The organism is Campylobacter concisus, from assembly GCF_001298465.1.
GTDB classification, from domain to species: Bacteria; Campylobacterota; Campylobacteria; order Campylobacterales; family Campylobacteraceae; genus Campylobacter_A; species Campylobacter_A concisus.
The window spans coordinates 204,721-221,653 of the sequence record NZ_CP012541.1; the positions used below are offsets into that span (position 1 = coordinate 204,721).

Consider the following 16,933-nt stretch of genomic DNA (forward strand, 5'->3'; position numbering starts at 1 on the left):
GTCTTGCTAGCTCAGTCGGTAGAGCATCTCACTTTTAATGAGGGGGCCGTTGGTTCGAATCCAACGCAGGACACCATTTTTGGGTTTATGACCCTTTCGTCTAGTGGCTCAGGACTCTACTTTCTCTGTGTAGAAACAGAGGTTCAAATCCTCTAAGGGTCGCCAGATATTTTTTAAATTTTAGGTCGCTTAGCTCAGTTGGTAGAGCGCCACCCTTACAAGGTGGATGTCATAAGTTCGAGTCTTATAGCGACCACCATTTTAGGTGCAGCGGTAGTTCAGTTGGTTAGAATGCCGCCCTGTCACGGCGGAGGTCGCGGGTTCGAGCCCCGTCCGCTGCGCCATCTCTAAACCTTAGTTTAAGGTTATTATAAATTTTCTTATTATTGAGTGATAAAATTTAGATTTTAAGATTATTAGTTCTAAAATTAGGCTTTATAGTTTGTATTATGTTTTTTGCCTCGTTAGCTCAGTTGGTAGAGCATATCACTCTTAATGATGGGGTCGTAGGTTCGAGGCCTACACGGGGCACCATCCATTCTGGCCCATTCGTCTAGCGGTTAGGACACCAGCCTCTCACGTTGGTAACACGAGTTCGAGTCTCGTATGGGTCACCATTTTTATAATCCTTGTTACTTTTCAATTTGTTACATAGAAATTTTTATAGAAAATTTATTAAAAATGTATACTTTTTTGCTTAGTAAATTGCTACTAAAAACGTAAAAATTAATTTTTATATTGTTGTTTAATTAGCGTGTAGTATATGATAAATTTTAGAAGTTAATTTACAATAAGCTAAAAATTTCTATAAATACAATAAAACACATCATATAAATATAATTAAAAGCGTTACAAGTTGTTTTTGCTTTGATCTATTGGAAAAAAACTTATTAAGCATTTTTAATTTTTAAACTTATAAATCGTAAAACAGCCTATATTTGTTATTAAAGAAAGGTGCTTAAAATTTTTAAGATCATACCAGATCTCGTGCGTTAAAAATCATTAAGGCTTACGATAAAATATAGTTCTTTTTATAATATAAAGAGCATTTGATGGCAATATAAAAAATTAAATACATAATTAAAGAAAGCTTAACTTACAAGCTATTTCTTTTTATTTAGTTTTTGCCTATCATATCAAGCTTAGCTTTGCAAGCATCTTTATACGGGCTTATAAAATTTGAGTCAGAGCACTCATTTAAATAAGGCCTAGCCAACTTAAACTGCTTTTGCCTTATATAAATTTCGCTTATCAAATTTAAAGCGTGTAAGCGATCTTCTGGCTCAAGCTTCATATTTAGTATAAATTTCGCCTCGTCAAGTGCCTCACCTAGGTTATCTGTCTTTAGCGAAGCTTCTGAGTAGTTAAAATTTATCTTTGGTGAAAATGTATTTATCTTGGCTTTTGTTTGTAGCTCAAGAGCTTTTTTGGCATATGTTGTAGCGATGGCGTAGTCATTACTTTTCATCGCATAGTCGCTTATAGCTGTATATGCTTCGATAATCTTAAAGTCTTGGCCTCTTAGCTGCTCAATAGCGCTAATGGTTGAGATCGCCTCCGTAAAGCGTTTTAATGCAAGCAATGAGTAAAACCTGTCAAAAAGAGATGGTGTTGGATCTGAGTATTCGACTGATGAGCCAAGTGAAAGCGCATCATTTGCAGCAATGATCGCATGCTCATAGTCTTTGTTTTTATATAAAATTTTGCTCAAATTTACCAGCCACTCAACTCTGTCTTCTAAATTTTCATCTTTTGCATGAGCTTTTGCTAACTCAAGTGCATCGTTGTAGCGAGCTGTTCTAAAGTAGCAGTTAAAAAGTTTAAACTGTGGTAATGAGATTTTATTTATATCGTAGTTTTCAAGCAAATTTATAACAGCCGTGCAATCATCTTTTATAAAATACTCTTTTGTAAGCTCTAGCGCAGCCTCATTTATCAGCTCCATTGCCTTACTCAAATTTCCATCTTTTGCCATGGTTTTGTAAGATAGTGCATCGGAGAATTTACGCTCTTTAATATCCAGCTCAAGCTCGCTTATTAAAGCCTTCTGGCTAATATTTGTTCCAGCATATTTTTCGATGAGTTCTTTATATCTAGCATGAAGTGCAGTAGCATTTTCATCCTTTTCTTCAAAAAATAACCCATCTTTTGCTTTAGTCACCTCATCGATATAATCACCATATTTAAACTCTGTCTCATATCTATTTAAGTATTCGTATGCTTTTTTCTCATCTTTTGTTTTGGCTAGATTTAGTGCTAAATTTTTTAAAGCAACTTCATAAAAATCTTTCGTTCTATCGCTATTGTTTATCAAGATTTCATAAATTTTAGCAGCCACATCAGGCATATCTTTACTTGCAAATGTAGTTGCAAGATTCATCGACTTCGTTGGGTTATTCATAAAAAATTTTTCATTCGCATTTGCGATTTTTAGTATAAATTTCTTTGCTTCATCAAATTTTTCTTTATCGATATTTGCATCAGCTAGGCTTAGTGCTGCTCTACTTGCAAGGTCGATGTCGTTTGTAGAGTAAAGCACTTTTTCATAGTCTTTTAGCGCCTCTTTTTGTTTGCCTATTTTGTAGAGATAATCAGCATAATCAAGTGCTGCAAGTTTCGTAAATTTTGAGTTTGCGTGCTCTTCGTTTAAGATATCAAGCATATATTTTGCATCACTTGCGATGCTATCTTTTAGGTAGGCTCTAGCGATTAGATATAGCACTTCTGGATAGTTTTCATCAGATGGAAATTTTCTAATCCAAGCCCTACCTTCACTTACGATATCTTTTGGCTCAATCTCTTCAAACTCATTTTTTGTCTCAAAAATTTTATCAAGAGCCCTTAGACGAAATAGTAAAAATTCACTTGAAAAAAGGCTATTTGGGTGCCTTTTTATCGCTGTTTGAGTATCTTTTACTACATTTTCATAAGCGCCTTTTTCATAAGCTCTTTTTATGCTTATGTAGATATCAATGTCATTACTATCAAGCCCAGCAATAGGAGCTTTGTTAAGATCAAGCGCTCCGATGCTTGGACTTAGCATATCTTTAAAATCAGGTTTAAAATTTAGCCCAGATACTCTTTTGTTGTTTTCGCTTAGTGAAGTGTCGATGATGATGCTAAAGTGCTTTGAGATGGTCGTCTTTGGCGTATCTTGCACGCTTGGGCTGCTGTAAAGCTCGGTTTGAATATTTAGAAGTTTTGAAGGCGCTTTTGGCATGATGACGATAAAGAGCTTGCCATCTTGTTTTTTATATTTTATATCCATTAAAGGCAACGTCGTATCTTCGATCTTTGGCAAGATCCCATCATCAAGCATACAAACGTAGCGCTTCGTGTCGTAGGCTAAAATTTGCTCCACACATTCAAATTCTTTCTCATCACTTAGCTGAAGGACGCTATAAGGCTTATTTGCATTTGCGCCGCTGTTTAGGCTAAGGCTAAAGGCGGATAGATAAAGCGGTAAAAATAAGATGATTAAGAGCTTTTTCATACCGCCATTATAGTTAAATTTTCTAAAATCCTGAAGCAAAGACAAAATGCTCGATAAATTCCAAAATCGCCCCAGAAAATAAAAATGCAAAGACCGTGCCAGCAACGGCAACTCCAACGATCACCTTTAGCGCCATCGAGACATTTGCGGTGTAGAGGTTTTTATCTGTCACGATAGGCTCTTTTAAAAACATAAAGACGATGAGCCTTAGGTAGTAATAAATCGCAATGGCAGAATTTATCATGATTATAACGCCAAGCACGACGTAATCAGATTTTATGAGCGATGAGATAAGTACCATCTTACCCCAAAAGACGCTAAAAGGCGGAATGCCAGCAAGGGCTATCATGAAAATTCCCATTATCACGGCGTAGCTTGGCAAAATTTTAATAAGCCCTGAAAATTTCTCATACGGGTGTTTAAAGCGCTTGTCCCAGCAGACGACATCGTCACACCTTGCCACCCAGAGCATAGAAAATGCACCCAAATTTGCAAACAAAAACATTATCCAGTAGAAAAACAAGGCGACATTTGCCTCGTGAGAGTTTGCCACTAACGCGCAAAGAACCACGCCAGCATGGGCTATCGAGCTAAAGGCGAGCATTCTTTTTACGTCTTTTTGCACTAGTGCCATGATATTTGCAAGGCTCATCGTAAGCACGGCGATGATGTAGAGCATATCTTTTATCCATGAAATTCCAGAGCCCTCAAGCATCGTAAAGATCCTTAATGCGACGATAAAGCCCGCTACCTTTGGCACGATCGACATATAGCCTGCAAGCGGGGCATTTGAGCCCTCATAAACGTCTGGTATCCAGGTGTGAAATGGTATGAGTGAGAGCTTAAAGCCAATGGCTGAGGCGATGAAAACGCAGCCAAGAAGGATGATTAAATTTTGATTTAGGCTAAGATCTTTTATCGCTACACCTATACGAGCGATGTCTATTGAGTTTGTTGCCAGATAAAACATAGCTATCGCCATCGCAAAAAAGCCAGCCGAGAGCGAGCCCATCGCAAAGTATTTGATGGCAGCCTCGACGCTTTTTGCCTTGTTGTGAAGGGCAATGAGAGTGTAGAGGCAAAGTGAGCTGATCTCAAGACCCAAAAATATGATGAGCAGGTTGCTTGAGCTCACCATAAATAAAAATCCTGCGATCATAAACAAAAATAGCGCATAATACTCGTAAATTTTATACTCAAAATACTCTTTCGTGCTCAGTGCGAGCGGTATGAAAAGGGCTGAAGCGATGAGGATGATGACTTGTGAGATGATAGAAATTCCATCTACCAAAAGCATATCCCAAAAGCTAAGACTAAGACCATTAAAATCTAATATAAGACCCAAATTTACAAATATAGCGATGATGCAAAATACGCAGTAGAAATTCCTCGAAAGATCCTTTTTTATCGCTCCAACTATGAGGATAAAAAGTGCAAAAACCATCATGCTTAGCATCGGCGAGAGTGATTGTAGCGAGATCTCGTTTAGGTCTAAAAAGGCTATTTCGTTCATAGTTTGCTCCCGCCATTTAAAGATAAAATTTTATCCTTTGTGCCGCTATTTACAGCTCTAGTTTGCATTTTACTTATGATATTTTGCACGCTTGGTTCAAGTGGTTTTAGTATCAAATTTGGTGCAATACCAAGAATGATTATGAGCAAGCAAAGTGGCACAAGAGCGGCTAACTCTTTAAAATTTAGATCTTTTAGGCTTAAATTTTTCTCTTTGCACTCGCCAAAAAAGACACTTTTATAAAGTACTAGCATATAAACAGCGCCCACGATGATACTAAAGCCACCAAGTAGCGCAAAGAGCTTGTTTAGCTTAAAGACGCCAATTAGGCTCAAAAACTCACCCACAAAGCCAATCGTTAGCGGCAAACCGATGCTTGCAAGAGTTGCTATAAAAAACACAAGCGCGTACTTTGGCATCACCTTAGCAAGGCCGCCAAATTCGCAAATTTCTTTGGTATGAGCCCTCTCGTAGATGACGCCAACTAGCAAAAATAGTGTGCCGCTTACGATACCGTGGCTTATCATTAAAAATATTGAGCCGCTAAGCCCTATCAAATTTAGTGAAAATATGCCTAGCATGATGACACCCATGTGTGAAATGGAGCTATAAGCGATCACTTGCTTCATGTCGCTTTGTGCATAGGCAACAAGGGCTGCGTAGATGATCATGATGATGGCTATGACACATACAAAGCCACTTAAAAGCAGGCTCGCATCTGGAAAAAGTGGAAGTGAAAATCTCACAAAGCCGTAAGTGCCCATCTTTAAAAGCACGCTAGCAAGCAGCACCGAGCCGATAGTCGGAGCCTGTCCGTGCGCATAAGGAAGCCACGTGTGAAATGGAAACAGCGGAGTTTTCACGCCAAAAGCGAAGAAAAATGCTAAAAATAGCCAAATTTGAGCATTTTCTCCGATACCAAGCTTATACCAATCAAGCAGATTAAAGCTAAATACGCCGCTTTTTTGATAGCACAAATAGCCGATAAAGATGATCGCCACTAGCATAAAGACAGAGCCTAAAAATGTGTAGATAAAAAATTTAATCGCAGCGTAAATTCTATTTTTACTGCCAAATGCGCCGATGATGTAAAGTAGCGGTATAAGGCTAAGCTCCCAAAAGCTGTAAAACAAGATCATATCAAGCGCGCTAAAGACGCCCATCATCGTGCTCTCTAAAAATAGCACGCTAATAACCAGGTGCTTTAAATTTCCATCATCACTAAGTGCGGCGATAGAGATAAAGCTCATAAATGCGCTAAGGACTATAAGCACAAGTGAGATGGTGTCAATGCCGACAAAGTAGCTGATATTTAGGCTTGGTATGAGTGAGACTTGATGCGTTAAAACAAAGTCATAACCCTGAAAATCGACATTTACGCAGATAAAAATGGCTAGCAAAAGCTCGATTAAAGCGATGCTTGCTCCATAAAATTTGATGCTTTTATTTTCTATCAAAAAGCCAAGTATTGCGCTTATTGCTGGGAAAAATATGATGACACTTAGCATTATTTGGCTCCGTTTAATAAAAATATAAAGCTTAAAAGCAAGGCAAATCCTGCGACCATAAACCTAAGCATGACGCTTAGATCGCCACTTTGCATTTTATTTGCAAGATATGCAAATTTAGTAACCACAAATGCGACAAAATCGACACTTTTATCAACTATCATCTCATCAAATTTCTTGCAAATTTTAGAGATAAAAGCGTAGCCATTTATAAAAAATTTCTCATAAAATTTTGGGATAAAGTAGGCATTTTGCAAAATTTTGTAAATTTTACTCTCGCAAATGCTCTCTTTAAAAATTTCTTTTTTATAAGCAAAGACTGCAAAGCCAGCACTTGCAAGCACTAAAGTAAGTGTTAAAACGAGTAAGAAAATTTCACTGCTGTGAGATAAATTTAGCTTAAAATCCCCAAGGCTATTACTTAAAAACTCACTAAAGTTGCTCCAAAAAAAGCCACTAATGACTGAGGGAACGCCAAGCACACTCATGCCAACAAGCATGTAGTTTTTGGCCTCATGTGCATGAGTGTCGCTCTTTGGCTTTGCAAAAAAGACTAGCATGACAAGCCTAAAGCTATAAAATGCCGTAAGCACCGCGCCAAATAGCAAGACGGCCCACAAAATTTGATTTTCACTAAAGGCGACTTCTAAAATTTTATCTTTAGAAAAAAAGCCAGCAAATGGATAAAAGCCAGCCAGCGCGCAGCTTGCGATGATAGAAAGAAGTGCAGTTGGCTTCATAAATTTATAAAGTCCGCCCATTTTTTTGATATTTAGCTCGTCATTCATCGCGTGCATGACGTTTCCAGCGCATAAAAAGAGAAGTGACTTGAAAAATGCGTGCGTGACAAGGTGAAAAAGTGCGATCTTGTAAGCGCCAAGACCAGCGGCTACAAACATATATCCAAGCTGCGAAAGCGTCGAGTAAGCGACTATCTTTTTAAGGTCGTTATGCACTAGCGCGATACTTGCGGCAAATATCGCTACAAATGCGCCAAGGCAGGCTATAAAGTGCGATACTTCAGGCACATTTGCAAAGATGAAATTTGCGCGTATGGCTAGATAGACGCCAGCTGTTACCATGGTCGCAGCGTGGATGAGTGCAGAAACCGGCGTTGGGCCCTCCATGGCGTTTGCAAGCCAAGTGTGAAATGGAAACTGCGCACTTTTACCCATGGCGCCTATAAAAAGAAGTGTGGCGATGATGCCTAAATTTAGCCCAGAAAGGTCGCTTCTAGCATTAAAAACCTCGCTAAATTTAAGTGAGCCAAAGCTATAAAATATATAAAAAATGCCAACAAGCATGGCCAAATCAGCCACTCTGTTCATCACAAAGGCTTCGTTTGCAGCGACGTTTGCGCTAGGTCTTTTATACCAAAAGCCAATGAGTAGCCACGAGCAAAGTCCAACGCTCTCCCAGCCGATAAAGAGCCCTATTAAGTTATCACTTGAAACAAGGACGTTCATGCAAAAGACAAAGAGCCCCAAGTAGCTAAAAAAGCGGTTAAAACTCGCGTCATCTCTCATGTAGCCAATGGAGTAGATATGCACGATGCTAGCGACCACGCCCACGGTGCTAAGCATCACAAGGCTGATCGCATCAAGGTAGAAGCTAAAACTAAGATCAAGCGAGCCTAAGTTTATAAACTCTTTTAGGGTTAAATTTAGTGGCTCATCTACGCTAAGGCTAGCCGTTAGCATAAGCGAAGCTGTGGCGCTAACGATCATGAGAAGCGAGCAAAAAAGACCGATAAATAAATTTTTACTACTATGCGAAAAGATGCCAGCTACAATGAAGCTAAGAAGCGGGAAAAATAGCGAAATACAAAATAAAATCATCTCTTAGCCTTTCATATTTGTCATCGAATCTAAACTGATGCTGCCAGTCTTTTTGTACCAAAGCACGAGCAGACCTAGTCCCACGGCGACCTCGCTAGCGGCGATGGCTACTATAAAAAAAGCGATAATCTGCCCAGTTAGGTCAAAGTAGTATTTCGAGATGGCTGCAAGTGCGATGTTTGCTGAGTTTAGTAAAATTTCGCTTGAGAAAAATAGCATTATCAAATTTCTTCTTCTCATTATGCCAACAAGACCTATGACAAAGACTAGGCTTGCTAGGATGAGATAGTGAGTAAGGCCTATCATAGCATCTCCTCAAATTTGCTTTGCGCGTCTAGGTCTTTGTGTATCAAGATGATGCCAGCCACCATCGCCACAAGTAGCATGATAGCGCACATCTCAAAGGCAAGCAGATACTTGCTAAAGAGCAAAATTCCAACCGCTTCGATGTTGCCAAGGTTAGCGAGAGTAGAATTTACCACCTCTTGCTTAGCGCTATAGATCGGCGCTAAAAAGATAAATATCAAAAGAAGCGCTATGAAGCTGCTTAAAAGATAGACGATGATCTTTGCTTTTTTGCCACTTTTTGGCTCGCACTCCTTGCTGGTGTCAAAAAACATCATCGCAAATGCGTATAAAACGACCACCGCGCCTGTATAGACGACGATTTGTACCACACCTAAAAACTCAGCCCCAAGCAAGAAAAATATAGCTGATATAAAAACCATGCCAGCAGCTAGCGCAGAGACCGCATTTAGGGCGTTTTTGCAAAGCACGCTAAAAGAAAAACTAACTAATATAAGGGCACTAAAAAGATAAAATGCAAAGCTCTCATACATCGCTTGACCCTTTTAAATTTATATCCATCACTTCTGCCTTATCTTCATTTGTAAGCGCATTTGGCGTCTTTTTCACTAGGCTACTAGCATTTTTAGGTAGCGCGCCATAGCCCTCAAACTCGGTTTGATCTTTTAAAAATTTATCATCCGTTAAAAACTCATTTTTTGTACCAAAGAGGATTTTATTTTCACTTGCGACCTCGTACTCTTGCCCGCAAACTATGGCAAGCTCAGGGCAGACATCAGCGCAAAAACCGCAATACACACATCTGCTTAAATTTATCGTGTAGCTTGCGACCTTTTTGCGGCCATCTTCGCCAAGCGAAGTCTTCATCGAGATGCAGTTGCTAACGCAAATTTTCTCGCATAACCCACAGCCTATGCAGCGCTCATTTTCGCTTTCAACAAATTTTAAAAGCCTATGAATTCCCCTATATCTGGCGTTTAGCTCCATCTTTTGCATAGGGTATTTTAAAGTATGTGACTTGCTAAAGAGCATCTGCTTTATAGTGACTTTTAGTCCGATCAAAAGATCAGGCTTAAATGTGATAGCGATGAAGTGCTTAAATTTATCAAATGCGCTCTTTGGCTTTAACTTTTCATCTATTAAAATATATTTTTTCTCACTCATTTTTCGCCTTAGATTAGTAGCATAAAGCCAGTGATTACGATATTTAAAATTCCAAGCGGAAGTAAAATTTTCCAGCAAAATGCACTTAACTGATCAACTCTTAAATGTGCCCATGAAGCCCTCACCCAAAGAAAAAAGAAAAAGACAATGCTTGATTTTAAGATGATCATCAAAGCACCTGGGATAAATAAAAATTCGTTAAATCCACCTAAAAATAAAATCGTAATGATGATACTAGCAGCGATCATATTTGTATATTCGCCGATGAAAAACATCGCCCATCTCATGCCGCTATACTCGGTGCCATAGCCTGCTACTATTTCTGTTTCGTTTTCTGTTAAGCAAAATGGTGTTCTATTGCACTCCACAAAGCTTGCTATTAAAAAGAGCAAAAAGGCAAGTGGCTGCTTAAATATAAGCCAGCCAAAAATTCCTTTTTGATAGTTGTTTATATCCACAAGTGAGAGTGAGCTAGTTACCATTACGACGCTTAAAAGAGCCATGCCAGCGACTATTTCGAAACTAAGAAGTGAGACTACTGCGCGAGCTGCACTAATTAGAGCAAATTTATTATAGCTTGCAAGACCTGCTGCAAGTGGAGAGAAGACGCAAACCGAAGCAACACCAGCGATGTATAAAATACCAACATTTATATCTGAGAGAATCGGACGTAATGTATGTCCAAAAATTTCAAACTCAGGCAAAAATGGCACAGGTGCAAGCGCTGCAAATGCCGCGATAGCAGATATTAGAGGTGCTATCAGAAAGATAAATTTATTTGCATTTGCTGGTACAATGTCCTCTTTTGTAAAGAGTTTTATCATGTCAGCTACGATCTGAAGCACGCCAGCAGGTCCCACCATATCAGGCCCCACGCGGCGTTGCATATAGGCTAGCACTTTTCTCTCAGCATAGGTCGCAAGCCCTGCAAGACTCGCCATAACAGCTAAAATTACGACAGCTTTAATGATAGTGGTTAGAATAAAAAATAATATATCACTCATCGCTCACCTTTAAAATTTTCACTGCAACGTAGTTTTTACCATTAAAAATAAGACTAAGATCAAGCTTGTCGTCATAGTCACCCAAGTATGCTGCTAAGCCATCAAGCTCATCATCAATATCCATGCAAATGGCAAGCTTATGCTCGTTTTTTTCTAAAATAACCGCTTCATTTTGTGAAATTTCAAATTTAGCTATAAACTCGCTACTTGCATAAAGCTTTGCTCTTTTGGCTGTTTGTGTGGCATAGTTTGCAAAAAATGATGGCAAATTTATGGGATTTGCAAGACTTATAAGTGCCTCGTCGTCTTTTAAATTTACACTCTCACTATCTTTTAAAAGTGGCTCTATATCATTGTTTGGTATGAAATTTAAAATTTCTAGCTTATAGCCACGCTTGCTTGTGCCGTCACTTGCGTAAAAATTTTCTAAATCATCAAATTTAATGCCTCTATATCCTTTTTCTTTTGGCAAAAGTGGTGTGTAATCTATTGTATTTTCAGCTATTAGTCCAAGTGCGTTTGCGATGTCGTTTAAAAAATATCCTTTGTGTGGTATCGCCACATTTGTAGGCACTACGTCGTTGTTTATGTTTGTAAATGTGCCTTCTTGCTGATTTAGTGCTGCTGTGTCAAGATCTCCTTCAAAAATGCTAAATTTATAATCACCATTTTCGTTATAGCCTAGTGTCTTGCCAGGCTTTTTCTCGCTTGATAGAGTACAAATTTTAGCCACCCCAAGCGAGTTTGTGCGAGGAGGTATGAGCATCACACGAAACGGCGTGGATGTTGCTATTATTCCAGCAAGTGCGGCTAGTAAATTTGCATTTTCGTCCGTGTAAAAATCGCTTCCTAATATAAGCGTAAATTTGCTCTTTCCTTCGCTTAAAGCAGATATGTCTAAGCCAAAATTTTCATCAAAATTTGCTAGCCTTTCACTAAGCTTTTTTGGTAAATTTTCACCCCAATTTTTCAAGACAAAAAGTAAAATTTGCTCTAATTTGCCAGGTTTGTACGTTACACAGACGAAATTTTTAGAGTATTTTTTAACTACTTTATCCTCAATGTGATGAAAGTAAATTCCAGCCGCCTTGTTCATTTTTAAAGCATTATTTAACTTAAAGCTTGTTACTGGGCTTTCGTGTCTTAAGAAACTACCAGCAGTGATGATAAAATCGCTTTTTTTAATATCTTCATAGTCTGCATTATATGAGCTAAGCCCGCTAAATTCGCTAAATTTATTTAAAAATTTTTGATAATTTAGCGCCTCATTATTTATTAAATTTAGATCAAATTTCTCTCTTAAACGCTCTAAAATAAGGGCCTCTTCGTTCGTGATGAAGCTATTAAATTTTATATTTTTGATCGCGCCATTTTTAATATTTAAAACAATCTCTTCAAATTTCTCTTCATTTTTACAGGCAAGCTCGTTGTGAAAGTCATAACCAAACCTAGCTGCCCCACTTACCTCACCAAATGTAAAATCATTGCTGACGCGGTAAATTTGCTTACTTCTATCGCTAGTGCTCTTTTCTTTTATGTCATAGTAAATTAGCTCGCAGTCGCTTTGGTGCGGATTTGCCGCTGGGATAGGGTTTAGCTCCCAGATATTTGTACTATATTGAAAATGCGAACTAATAAGCGCTCCAGTAGGGCAAACGCTGATACACTCGCCGCAAAATGAGCAGTCTAGACTCTCGCCCACGCTTGGACCTATTAAGCTTTTTTGCATCTTACTAAAAACTGCATAGGCATCTTTTGGCATACTCTCTTTTAGCTCTTTTGGCACTTCAATGCCTCTTGGTACGGTCTTTAGCGCACTCTCACCGATCCTGTCCTTACAAACAGTGACACATCTTTCGCAGACTATGCAAAGAGCTGGATCGTAGTTGATTAGCCCCCATTCTTTATGTGGTTTGTGCGTGTCAGAGATGGCAAATTTTTGTTCATTTACCTTTAGATGTGTGGTTAAATTTTGTAGTTCGCATTCGCCGCTTTTGTCACAAACGCCACATTGAATCGGATGATTTACGCAATAAGTCTGCATGATCGCATTTCGCTCGGCAGCGATTTCTGGCGTGTTTGTATAAATTTGCATATCCTCTTTTGCTTTGGCATTGCAGCTATAAACTACTTTGCCGTTTGCCTCGACCATGCAAAGCCTACAAGCAAGAGTTGGTGAGCAGCCGCTAAGATAGCAAAGAGCTGGGATATAAATTCCATTTGCTCTTGCGATATTTAGGATGCTCTCGCCTTCATCTGCTTCTAAAATTTGATCATTTATGCTTATTTTCATTTACTAACTACTACTTGCTTAAATGCGTATCCATCAAACTCTTTTGCGCCAAATATCGCAACTGTGCCTTTTAGCGAATGATCTAGTTTAAATTTTGCCTTCACGCTAAAATCTTTTGCCTTTAAATTTAAAATTTCGCCATCCTTTGCCTTTGCTACGATACCAAACTGTACACCACCTACGATCTCATCGCTTGCGTTTTTGTTTAGATAAACGACCGCTCCGTCAAAATTTTCAAGCTCTTTTAGCTCGTCTATTTTGTGATAATCATTAAATTCTTTCTTGCAACCACCAGCCAAAACGACATTTTTGCCTAAAATTTCAAGTAGCCAAAAGATCGCATCTTTATCTGGATGAGTAAAAAATGAATCATCAATAACGATGTTTTTAACGTCCTTTATCCACTTGCCTAGCTCTTCAAATTCCTCTTCGCCCACGTTGCACTCGCCGCTTATGAGCCCATCATCAAGCTCGTCGAAAAACTCATTTTGCACCAAATTTGCATACTTGCAAAGAAGCGCTAAGACGTAGCTTATAGATCCTATCTCGCAGCGGATCAAATTTTTACTGCCAAGCTCGTTATCTTCAAAGCATGAGATGTATTTAAACTCGTGCTCTTTTATCTTTTTTGCTAAATTTTTGTCGCTCAAACTTAGTAAATTCGCGATACTTAGGCTCTTGCCTGCTATTAGATCATTAAATTTCATATCTTGCCCTTTTTTATCGTTAATGCCCAATCAACTTGGTTAAATTTAAGCGAGTTCATCACTTCGCAGTTTAGATTATAAGCTAAATTTACAGCCTTCGCTACACCGCTAAAATCACCTATCTCAAATAAAAATATAATCACTTCGCCAGGCTCGCTAGCCTTTATCTGCTGCCCAAGAGTGCTCAAAAACTCGCCCTTTAGATGCCTAAGATCGACCCTTCTCATCTATCAACCTCGCCTAAGATGATATTTGTGCTACCAATTATCGTAGCTACGTCAGCAACGTACTGGCCTACCAATAAATCTTCATAAATAGCGCAGTGCCAAAAGCTTGGCGTGCGAATTTTTAGGCGATACGGGCTTGCGCTGCCGTCTGAGTTTATATAAATTCCAAGCTCGCCTTTTGGTGACTCACTAGCAAAGTAAATTTCGCCCTTTGGTGGCTTTAGCCCCTGAGTTATCAGCACAAAATGCTGCATTAATGAGTAGTTTTGACTCATTATCTGCTCTTTTGAAGCGCTCACATACTCTGGCGCGTCGGCGATGATAGCGGGGCTACTTGTCTGATATTTGCTAACGCACTGCTTTAAAATTTTCACGCACTCGCACATCTCTTTCATATAAAGTAGGTATCTTGCGTAGCAGTCGCCCTTGGTAGAGTAAGGCACGTCAAATTCTAGCTCGTCGTAGATGAGATATGGCTCTTCTTTTCTGATGTCGCGCGCGATGCCGCTAGCTCTTAGCATGACGCCAGAACAGCCGCTACTAAGGGCTAGCTCTTTGCTGACTACGCCCACGTCAATAAGCCTTGCTTGCCAAATTCTATTTTCACTTAGCAGATCTTCATAAAGCGTGATGTCGCTTGGAAATTTCTCGCAAAATTTAAGCAGCTCCTCGCACCAGCCATCAGGCAGATCAAGCGGCACGCCACCGATCCTTATTGAACTATGAGTTAGCCTTGCGCCGCAGTATTTTTCTATGAGATCAAGGACGTATTCGCGCTCTCTAAATGCGTACAAAAAGACGCTCATTGCCCCCACATCAAGGGCGTGCGTAGCCAAAAATAAAAGGTGTGAGCTGATGCGGTTTAGCTCTAAAAGCATCACTCTAATGATCTGCGCACGACGAGGCACTTCTATAGCGCAAAGCTTCTCCACAGCCGCGCAAAATGCGTAGTTATTGGCACTTGATGCGATGTAATCCACCCTGTCAGTCACTGGGATAAATTCCTGATAGGTCATATTTTCAGCCATCTTTTCAACGCCTCGGTGCATAAAGCCAACCTCTGGCATCGCACGCACGACCTTTTCTCCGTCAAGCTCAAGCACGAGTTTTAGCTGGCCATGAGCACTTGGATGTTGTGGGCCAAAATTTAGTATCATCTTGCCGTCATTTTGCTCAAATTCTAAATTTTCAAAAAATGGTTTTAAGCGGTTTGGTGACTGGCTCAAGGTCTTTCCTTTACTATCTGGCTCTGGTTAAATTTAGCCTTTTTGACAAATTTTACGCCGCCATCTTCTTGATACTCGTACTCCTCGCTAAATACTCTTGAGAATCCAAAGGTATCTTTCTCTTCAATATAAGCTGGATCGCGGTTCTCTTCGCCAATTTGCTCTCTAAACTCACGCCCAAAAATTTTATTCACCTCGTACCATTTGGCAGCCTCGTCGCCAGTTAGCGGATAGCTCTTTAAGAGCGGGTGTGAGTGCCAGTCATCAGGCATGATGAGACGCTTTAAATTTGGATGATCTTTGATCAAAACACCGCTTAGATCATACATCTCGCGCTCAGCCCAGTTTGCGCTTTTGTAAAGCTCACAAACGCTTTTTAGCATTTCATCATTTTTTACAAAGCATTTTACACGGACGCGTCTATTTTTACTGATACTAAGAAGCTGATAAAAGACTTCGTATCCACCTTTTTGATTTATGAAATCAAGTGCTGCAAGCTCACTAAGCTGTTCGTAACCAAAGCTTTTTAGTGTCTCAAGCGCTTTAAAATTTTCACTAGAATTTATATAAATTACAAGCTGATCAAACTCCACGTAGCTAGATAAAATTTCCACTCCGCTTTGCTCTAAAACAGCGAGCTCTTCGTCAAATTTAGAGCCATTTGCTGCTTCTTTTGGCGTCTGCTTTTCTATATAAAATTTCTCTTTGTAATACTGCTTTTTCTGTAGATCATTCTTTGGCTTATACTCTCTCATATCTCAAGCTTTCTTGGCTTTTGTGCTCTAAATGCACTTTGCTTTCTTATCTTTTTTTGAAGCATCATAAGTGCGTATTGAAGCGTCTCTGGACGTGGGGCACAGCCTGGGATATAGATATCAACTGGTATTATTCTATCGACACCTTGAACGGTTGAATAGGTGTTAAACATGCCGCCAGTGTTTGCACAGCTACCCATTGAGATAACCCACTTTGGCTCAGGCATCTGGTCGTAAAGACGCCTTGTAAACTCAGCGTGTTTTTTAGTTAGCGTGCCAGCTATGATCATCACCTCTGAGTGTCTTGGACTAGCCCTAAAAATGGTGCCAAATCTATCAAAGTCATATCTACTAGCGCCACTTGCCATCATCTCGATCGCACAGCAAGCAAGCCCGTAGCTAAGCGCCCAAAGCGAATTACTTCTGCCCCACTGAACGAGCTTATCAACAGTTGTTAAAACGACTGGCAAGCCGCCATTTGCAGCGTAATTTATCTGATGCTTTGCCATTTAAAGACTCCTTTTTGCCAAGCATAAGCAAAGCCGATAAGTAAAATCGCCACAAAAAGCAACATTTCGATTAGTCCAAAAATTCCAAGTAGCCTAAAATCAACCGCCCACGGATACATAAAAATGACTTCAACATCAAACAAAATAAATAAAATTCCATAAAAAAAGTAGTGGATATTTATCTTATTTGGCTGTTTTACAGTGGTTGGACCACACTCATAAAAGCCAAGTTTTAGACGCTGGGTATTGCGGTTGGCTAATTTTTTACTTATTTTTGAAGATAAGAATGTTATTAAACAAAATGAACAAGTCGCTAGTAAAAGTATGATAAATGCACCAAAATAGGTGCTTTCAAGCTCTGAATGTGACATACTTTGCCTTTTTTAATTT

At 39.3% G+C, this 16,933-nt stretch carries 15 protein-coding genes and 6 tRNA genes; 6 read left to right on the forward strand and 15 right to left on the reverse strand.

Annotated features, from left to right (window positions below):
- The 6 genes from CCON33237_RS01005 to CCON33237_RS01030 all read left to right on the forward strand — a co-directional run bounded on the left by CCON33237_RS01005 (window position 1) and on the right by CCON33237_RS01030 (window position 617).
- Window positions 1-76: transfer RNA gene (locus tag CCON33237_RS01005), tRNA-Lys, on the forward strand.
- A gap of 13 nt (window positions 77-89) precedes the next feature.
- Window positions 90-165, forward strand: a tRNA-Glu gene (locus CCON33237_RS01010).
- A gap of 18 nt (window positions 166-183) precedes the next feature.
- A tRNA-Val gene (locus CCON33237_RS01015) sits at window positions 184-259 on the forward strand.
- A gap of 8 nt (window positions 260-267) precedes the next feature.
- A tRNA-Asp gene (locus tag CCON33237_RS01020) sits at window positions 268-344 on the forward strand.
- A gap of 114 nt (window positions 345-458) precedes the next feature.
- Window positions 459-534, forward strand: a tRNA-Lys gene (locus CCON33237_RS01025).
- Between the two features lie 8 nt (window positions 535-542).
- Window positions 543-617: transfer RNA gene (locus CCON33237_RS01030), tRNA-Glu, on the forward strand.
- 500 nt (window positions 618-1,117) lie between these two features.
- Here CCON33237_RS01030 and CCON33237_RS01035 read toward each other — a convergent pair.
- The 15 genes from CCON33237_RS01035 to CCON33237_RS01105 are packed head-to-tail and all read right to left on the reverse strand — an operon-like array spanning window position 1,118 to window position 16,914.
- Entirely contained in the window at window positions 1,118-3,493 is a 2,376-nt protein-coding gene (locus CCON33237_RS01035; RefSeq protein ID WP_054197363.1) for a tetratricopeptide repeat protein, read from the reverse strand.
- A 22-nt stretch (window positions 3,494-3,515) separates the two neighbouring features.
- Entirely contained in the window at window positions 3,516-5,006 is a 1,491-nt protein-coding gene (gene nuoN / locus CCON33237_RS01040; protein WP_054196016.1) for an NADH-quinone oxidoreductase subunit NuoN, read from the reverse strand.
- Window positions 5,003-6,514, reverse strand: coding sequence for an NADH-quinone oxidoreductase subunit M (locus CCON33237_RS01045; RefSeq protein WP_054196017.1), 1,512 nt, complete (start codon window positions 6,512-6,514; stop codon window positions 5,003-5,005). The genes nuoN and CCON33237_RS01045 overlap by 4 nt, the downstream gene beginning before the upstream one ends.
- The gene (nuoL, locus tag CCON33237_RS01050; protein ID WP_054196018.1) at window positions 6,514-8,352 is read right to left on the reverse strand and encodes an NADH-quinone oxidoreductase subunit L; all 1,839 of its coding nucleotides are present in this window, start codon (window positions 8,350-8,352) and stop codon (window positions 6,514-6,516) included. The genes CCON33237_RS01045 and nuoL overlap by 1 nt, the downstream gene beginning before the upstream one ends.
- 3 nt (window positions 8,353-8,355) lie before the next feature.
- The gene (gene nuoK, locus CCON33237_RS01055; protein WP_004317991.1) at window positions 8,356-8,658 is read right to left on the reverse strand and encodes an NADH-quinone oxidoreductase subunit NuoK; all 303 of its coding nucleotides are present in this window, start codon (window positions 8,656-8,658) and stop codon (window positions 8,356-8,358) included.
- Window positions 8,655-9,191 (reverse strand): NADH-quinone oxidoreductase subunit J, encoded by a 537-nt coding sequence (locus CCON33237_RS01060; RefSeq protein ID WP_054196019.1) that lies wholly within the window; start codon window positions 9,189-9,191, stop codon window positions 8,655-8,657. Before CCON33237_RS01060 ends, nuoK begins: the two co-directional genes overlap by 4 nt.
- A complete protein-coding gene (gene nuoI / locus CCON33237_RS01065; protein ID WP_054196020.1) occupies window positions 9,184-9,822 on the reverse strand; it encodes an NADH-quinone oxidoreductase subunit NuoI in 639 nt (212 codons plus the stop codon). Before nuoI ends, CCON33237_RS01060 begins: the two co-directional genes overlap by 8 nt.
- Before the next feature lie 8 nt (window positions 9,823-9,830).
- Window positions 9,831-10,826 carry an NADH-quinone oxidoreductase subunit NuoH gene (gene nuoH / locus CCON33237_RS01070; RefSeq protein WP_054196021.1) on the reverse strand — a complete coding sequence of 332 codons (996 nt, stop codon included), beginning with the start codon at window positions 10,824-10,826 and terminating at the stop codon, window positions 9,831-9,833.
- Entirely contained in the window at window positions 10,819-13,119 is a 2,301-nt protein-coding gene (locus tag CCON33237_RS01075) for an NADH-quinone oxidoreductase subunit G (RefSeq protein WP_054196022.1), read from the reverse strand. Before CCON33237_RS01075 ends, nuoH begins: the two co-directional genes overlap by 8 nt.
- A complete protein-coding gene (locus tag CCON33237_RS01080) occupies window positions 13,116-13,826 on the reverse strand; it encodes a hypothetical protein (protein WP_054196023.1) in 711 nt (236 codons plus the stop codon). The genes CCON33237_RS01075 and CCON33237_RS01080 overlap by 4 nt, the downstream gene beginning before the upstream one ends.
- On the reverse strand, window positions 13,823-14,053 hold the full coding sequence (locus CCON33237_RS01085) for an NADH-ubiquinone oxidoreductase subunit E family protein (RefSeq protein WP_054196024.1): 231 nt from the start codon (window positions 14,051-14,053) through the stop codon (window positions 13,823-13,825). The genes CCON33237_RS01080 and CCON33237_RS01085 overlap by 4 nt, the downstream gene beginning before the upstream one ends.
- Window positions 14,050-15,279, reverse strand: coding sequence for an NADH dehydrogenase (quinone) subunit D (nuoD, locus tag CCON33237_RS01090; protein ID WP_054196025.1), 1,230 nt, complete (start codon window positions 15,277-15,279; stop codon window positions 14,050-14,052). The genes CCON33237_RS01085 and nuoD overlap by 4 nt, the downstream gene beginning before the upstream one ends.
- Entirely contained in the window at window positions 15,276-16,034 is a 759-nt protein-coding gene (locus CCON33237_RS01095; protein WP_054196026.1) for an NADH-quinone oxidoreductase subunit C, read from the reverse strand. The genes nuoD and CCON33237_RS01095 overlap by 4 nt, the downstream gene beginning before the upstream one ends.
- Entirely contained in the window at window positions 16,031-16,543 is a 513-nt protein-coding gene (locus CCON33237_RS01100) for a NuoB/complex I 20 kDa subunit family protein (RefSeq protein WP_012001120.1), read from the reverse strand. The genes CCON33237_RS01095 and CCON33237_RS01100 overlap by 4 nt, the downstream gene beginning before the upstream one ends.
- Window positions 16,525-16,914 carry an NAD(P)H-quinone oxidoreductase subunit 3 gene (locus CCON33237_RS01105; RefSeq protein ID WP_021090439.1) on the reverse strand — a complete coding sequence of 130 codons (390 nt, stop codon included), beginning with the start codon at window positions 16,912-16,914 and terminating at the stop codon, window positions 16,525-16,527. The genes CCON33237_RS01100 and CCON33237_RS01105 overlap by 19 nt, the downstream gene beginning before the upstream one ends.
- Window positions 16,915-16,933: the final 19 nt, after the last annotated feature.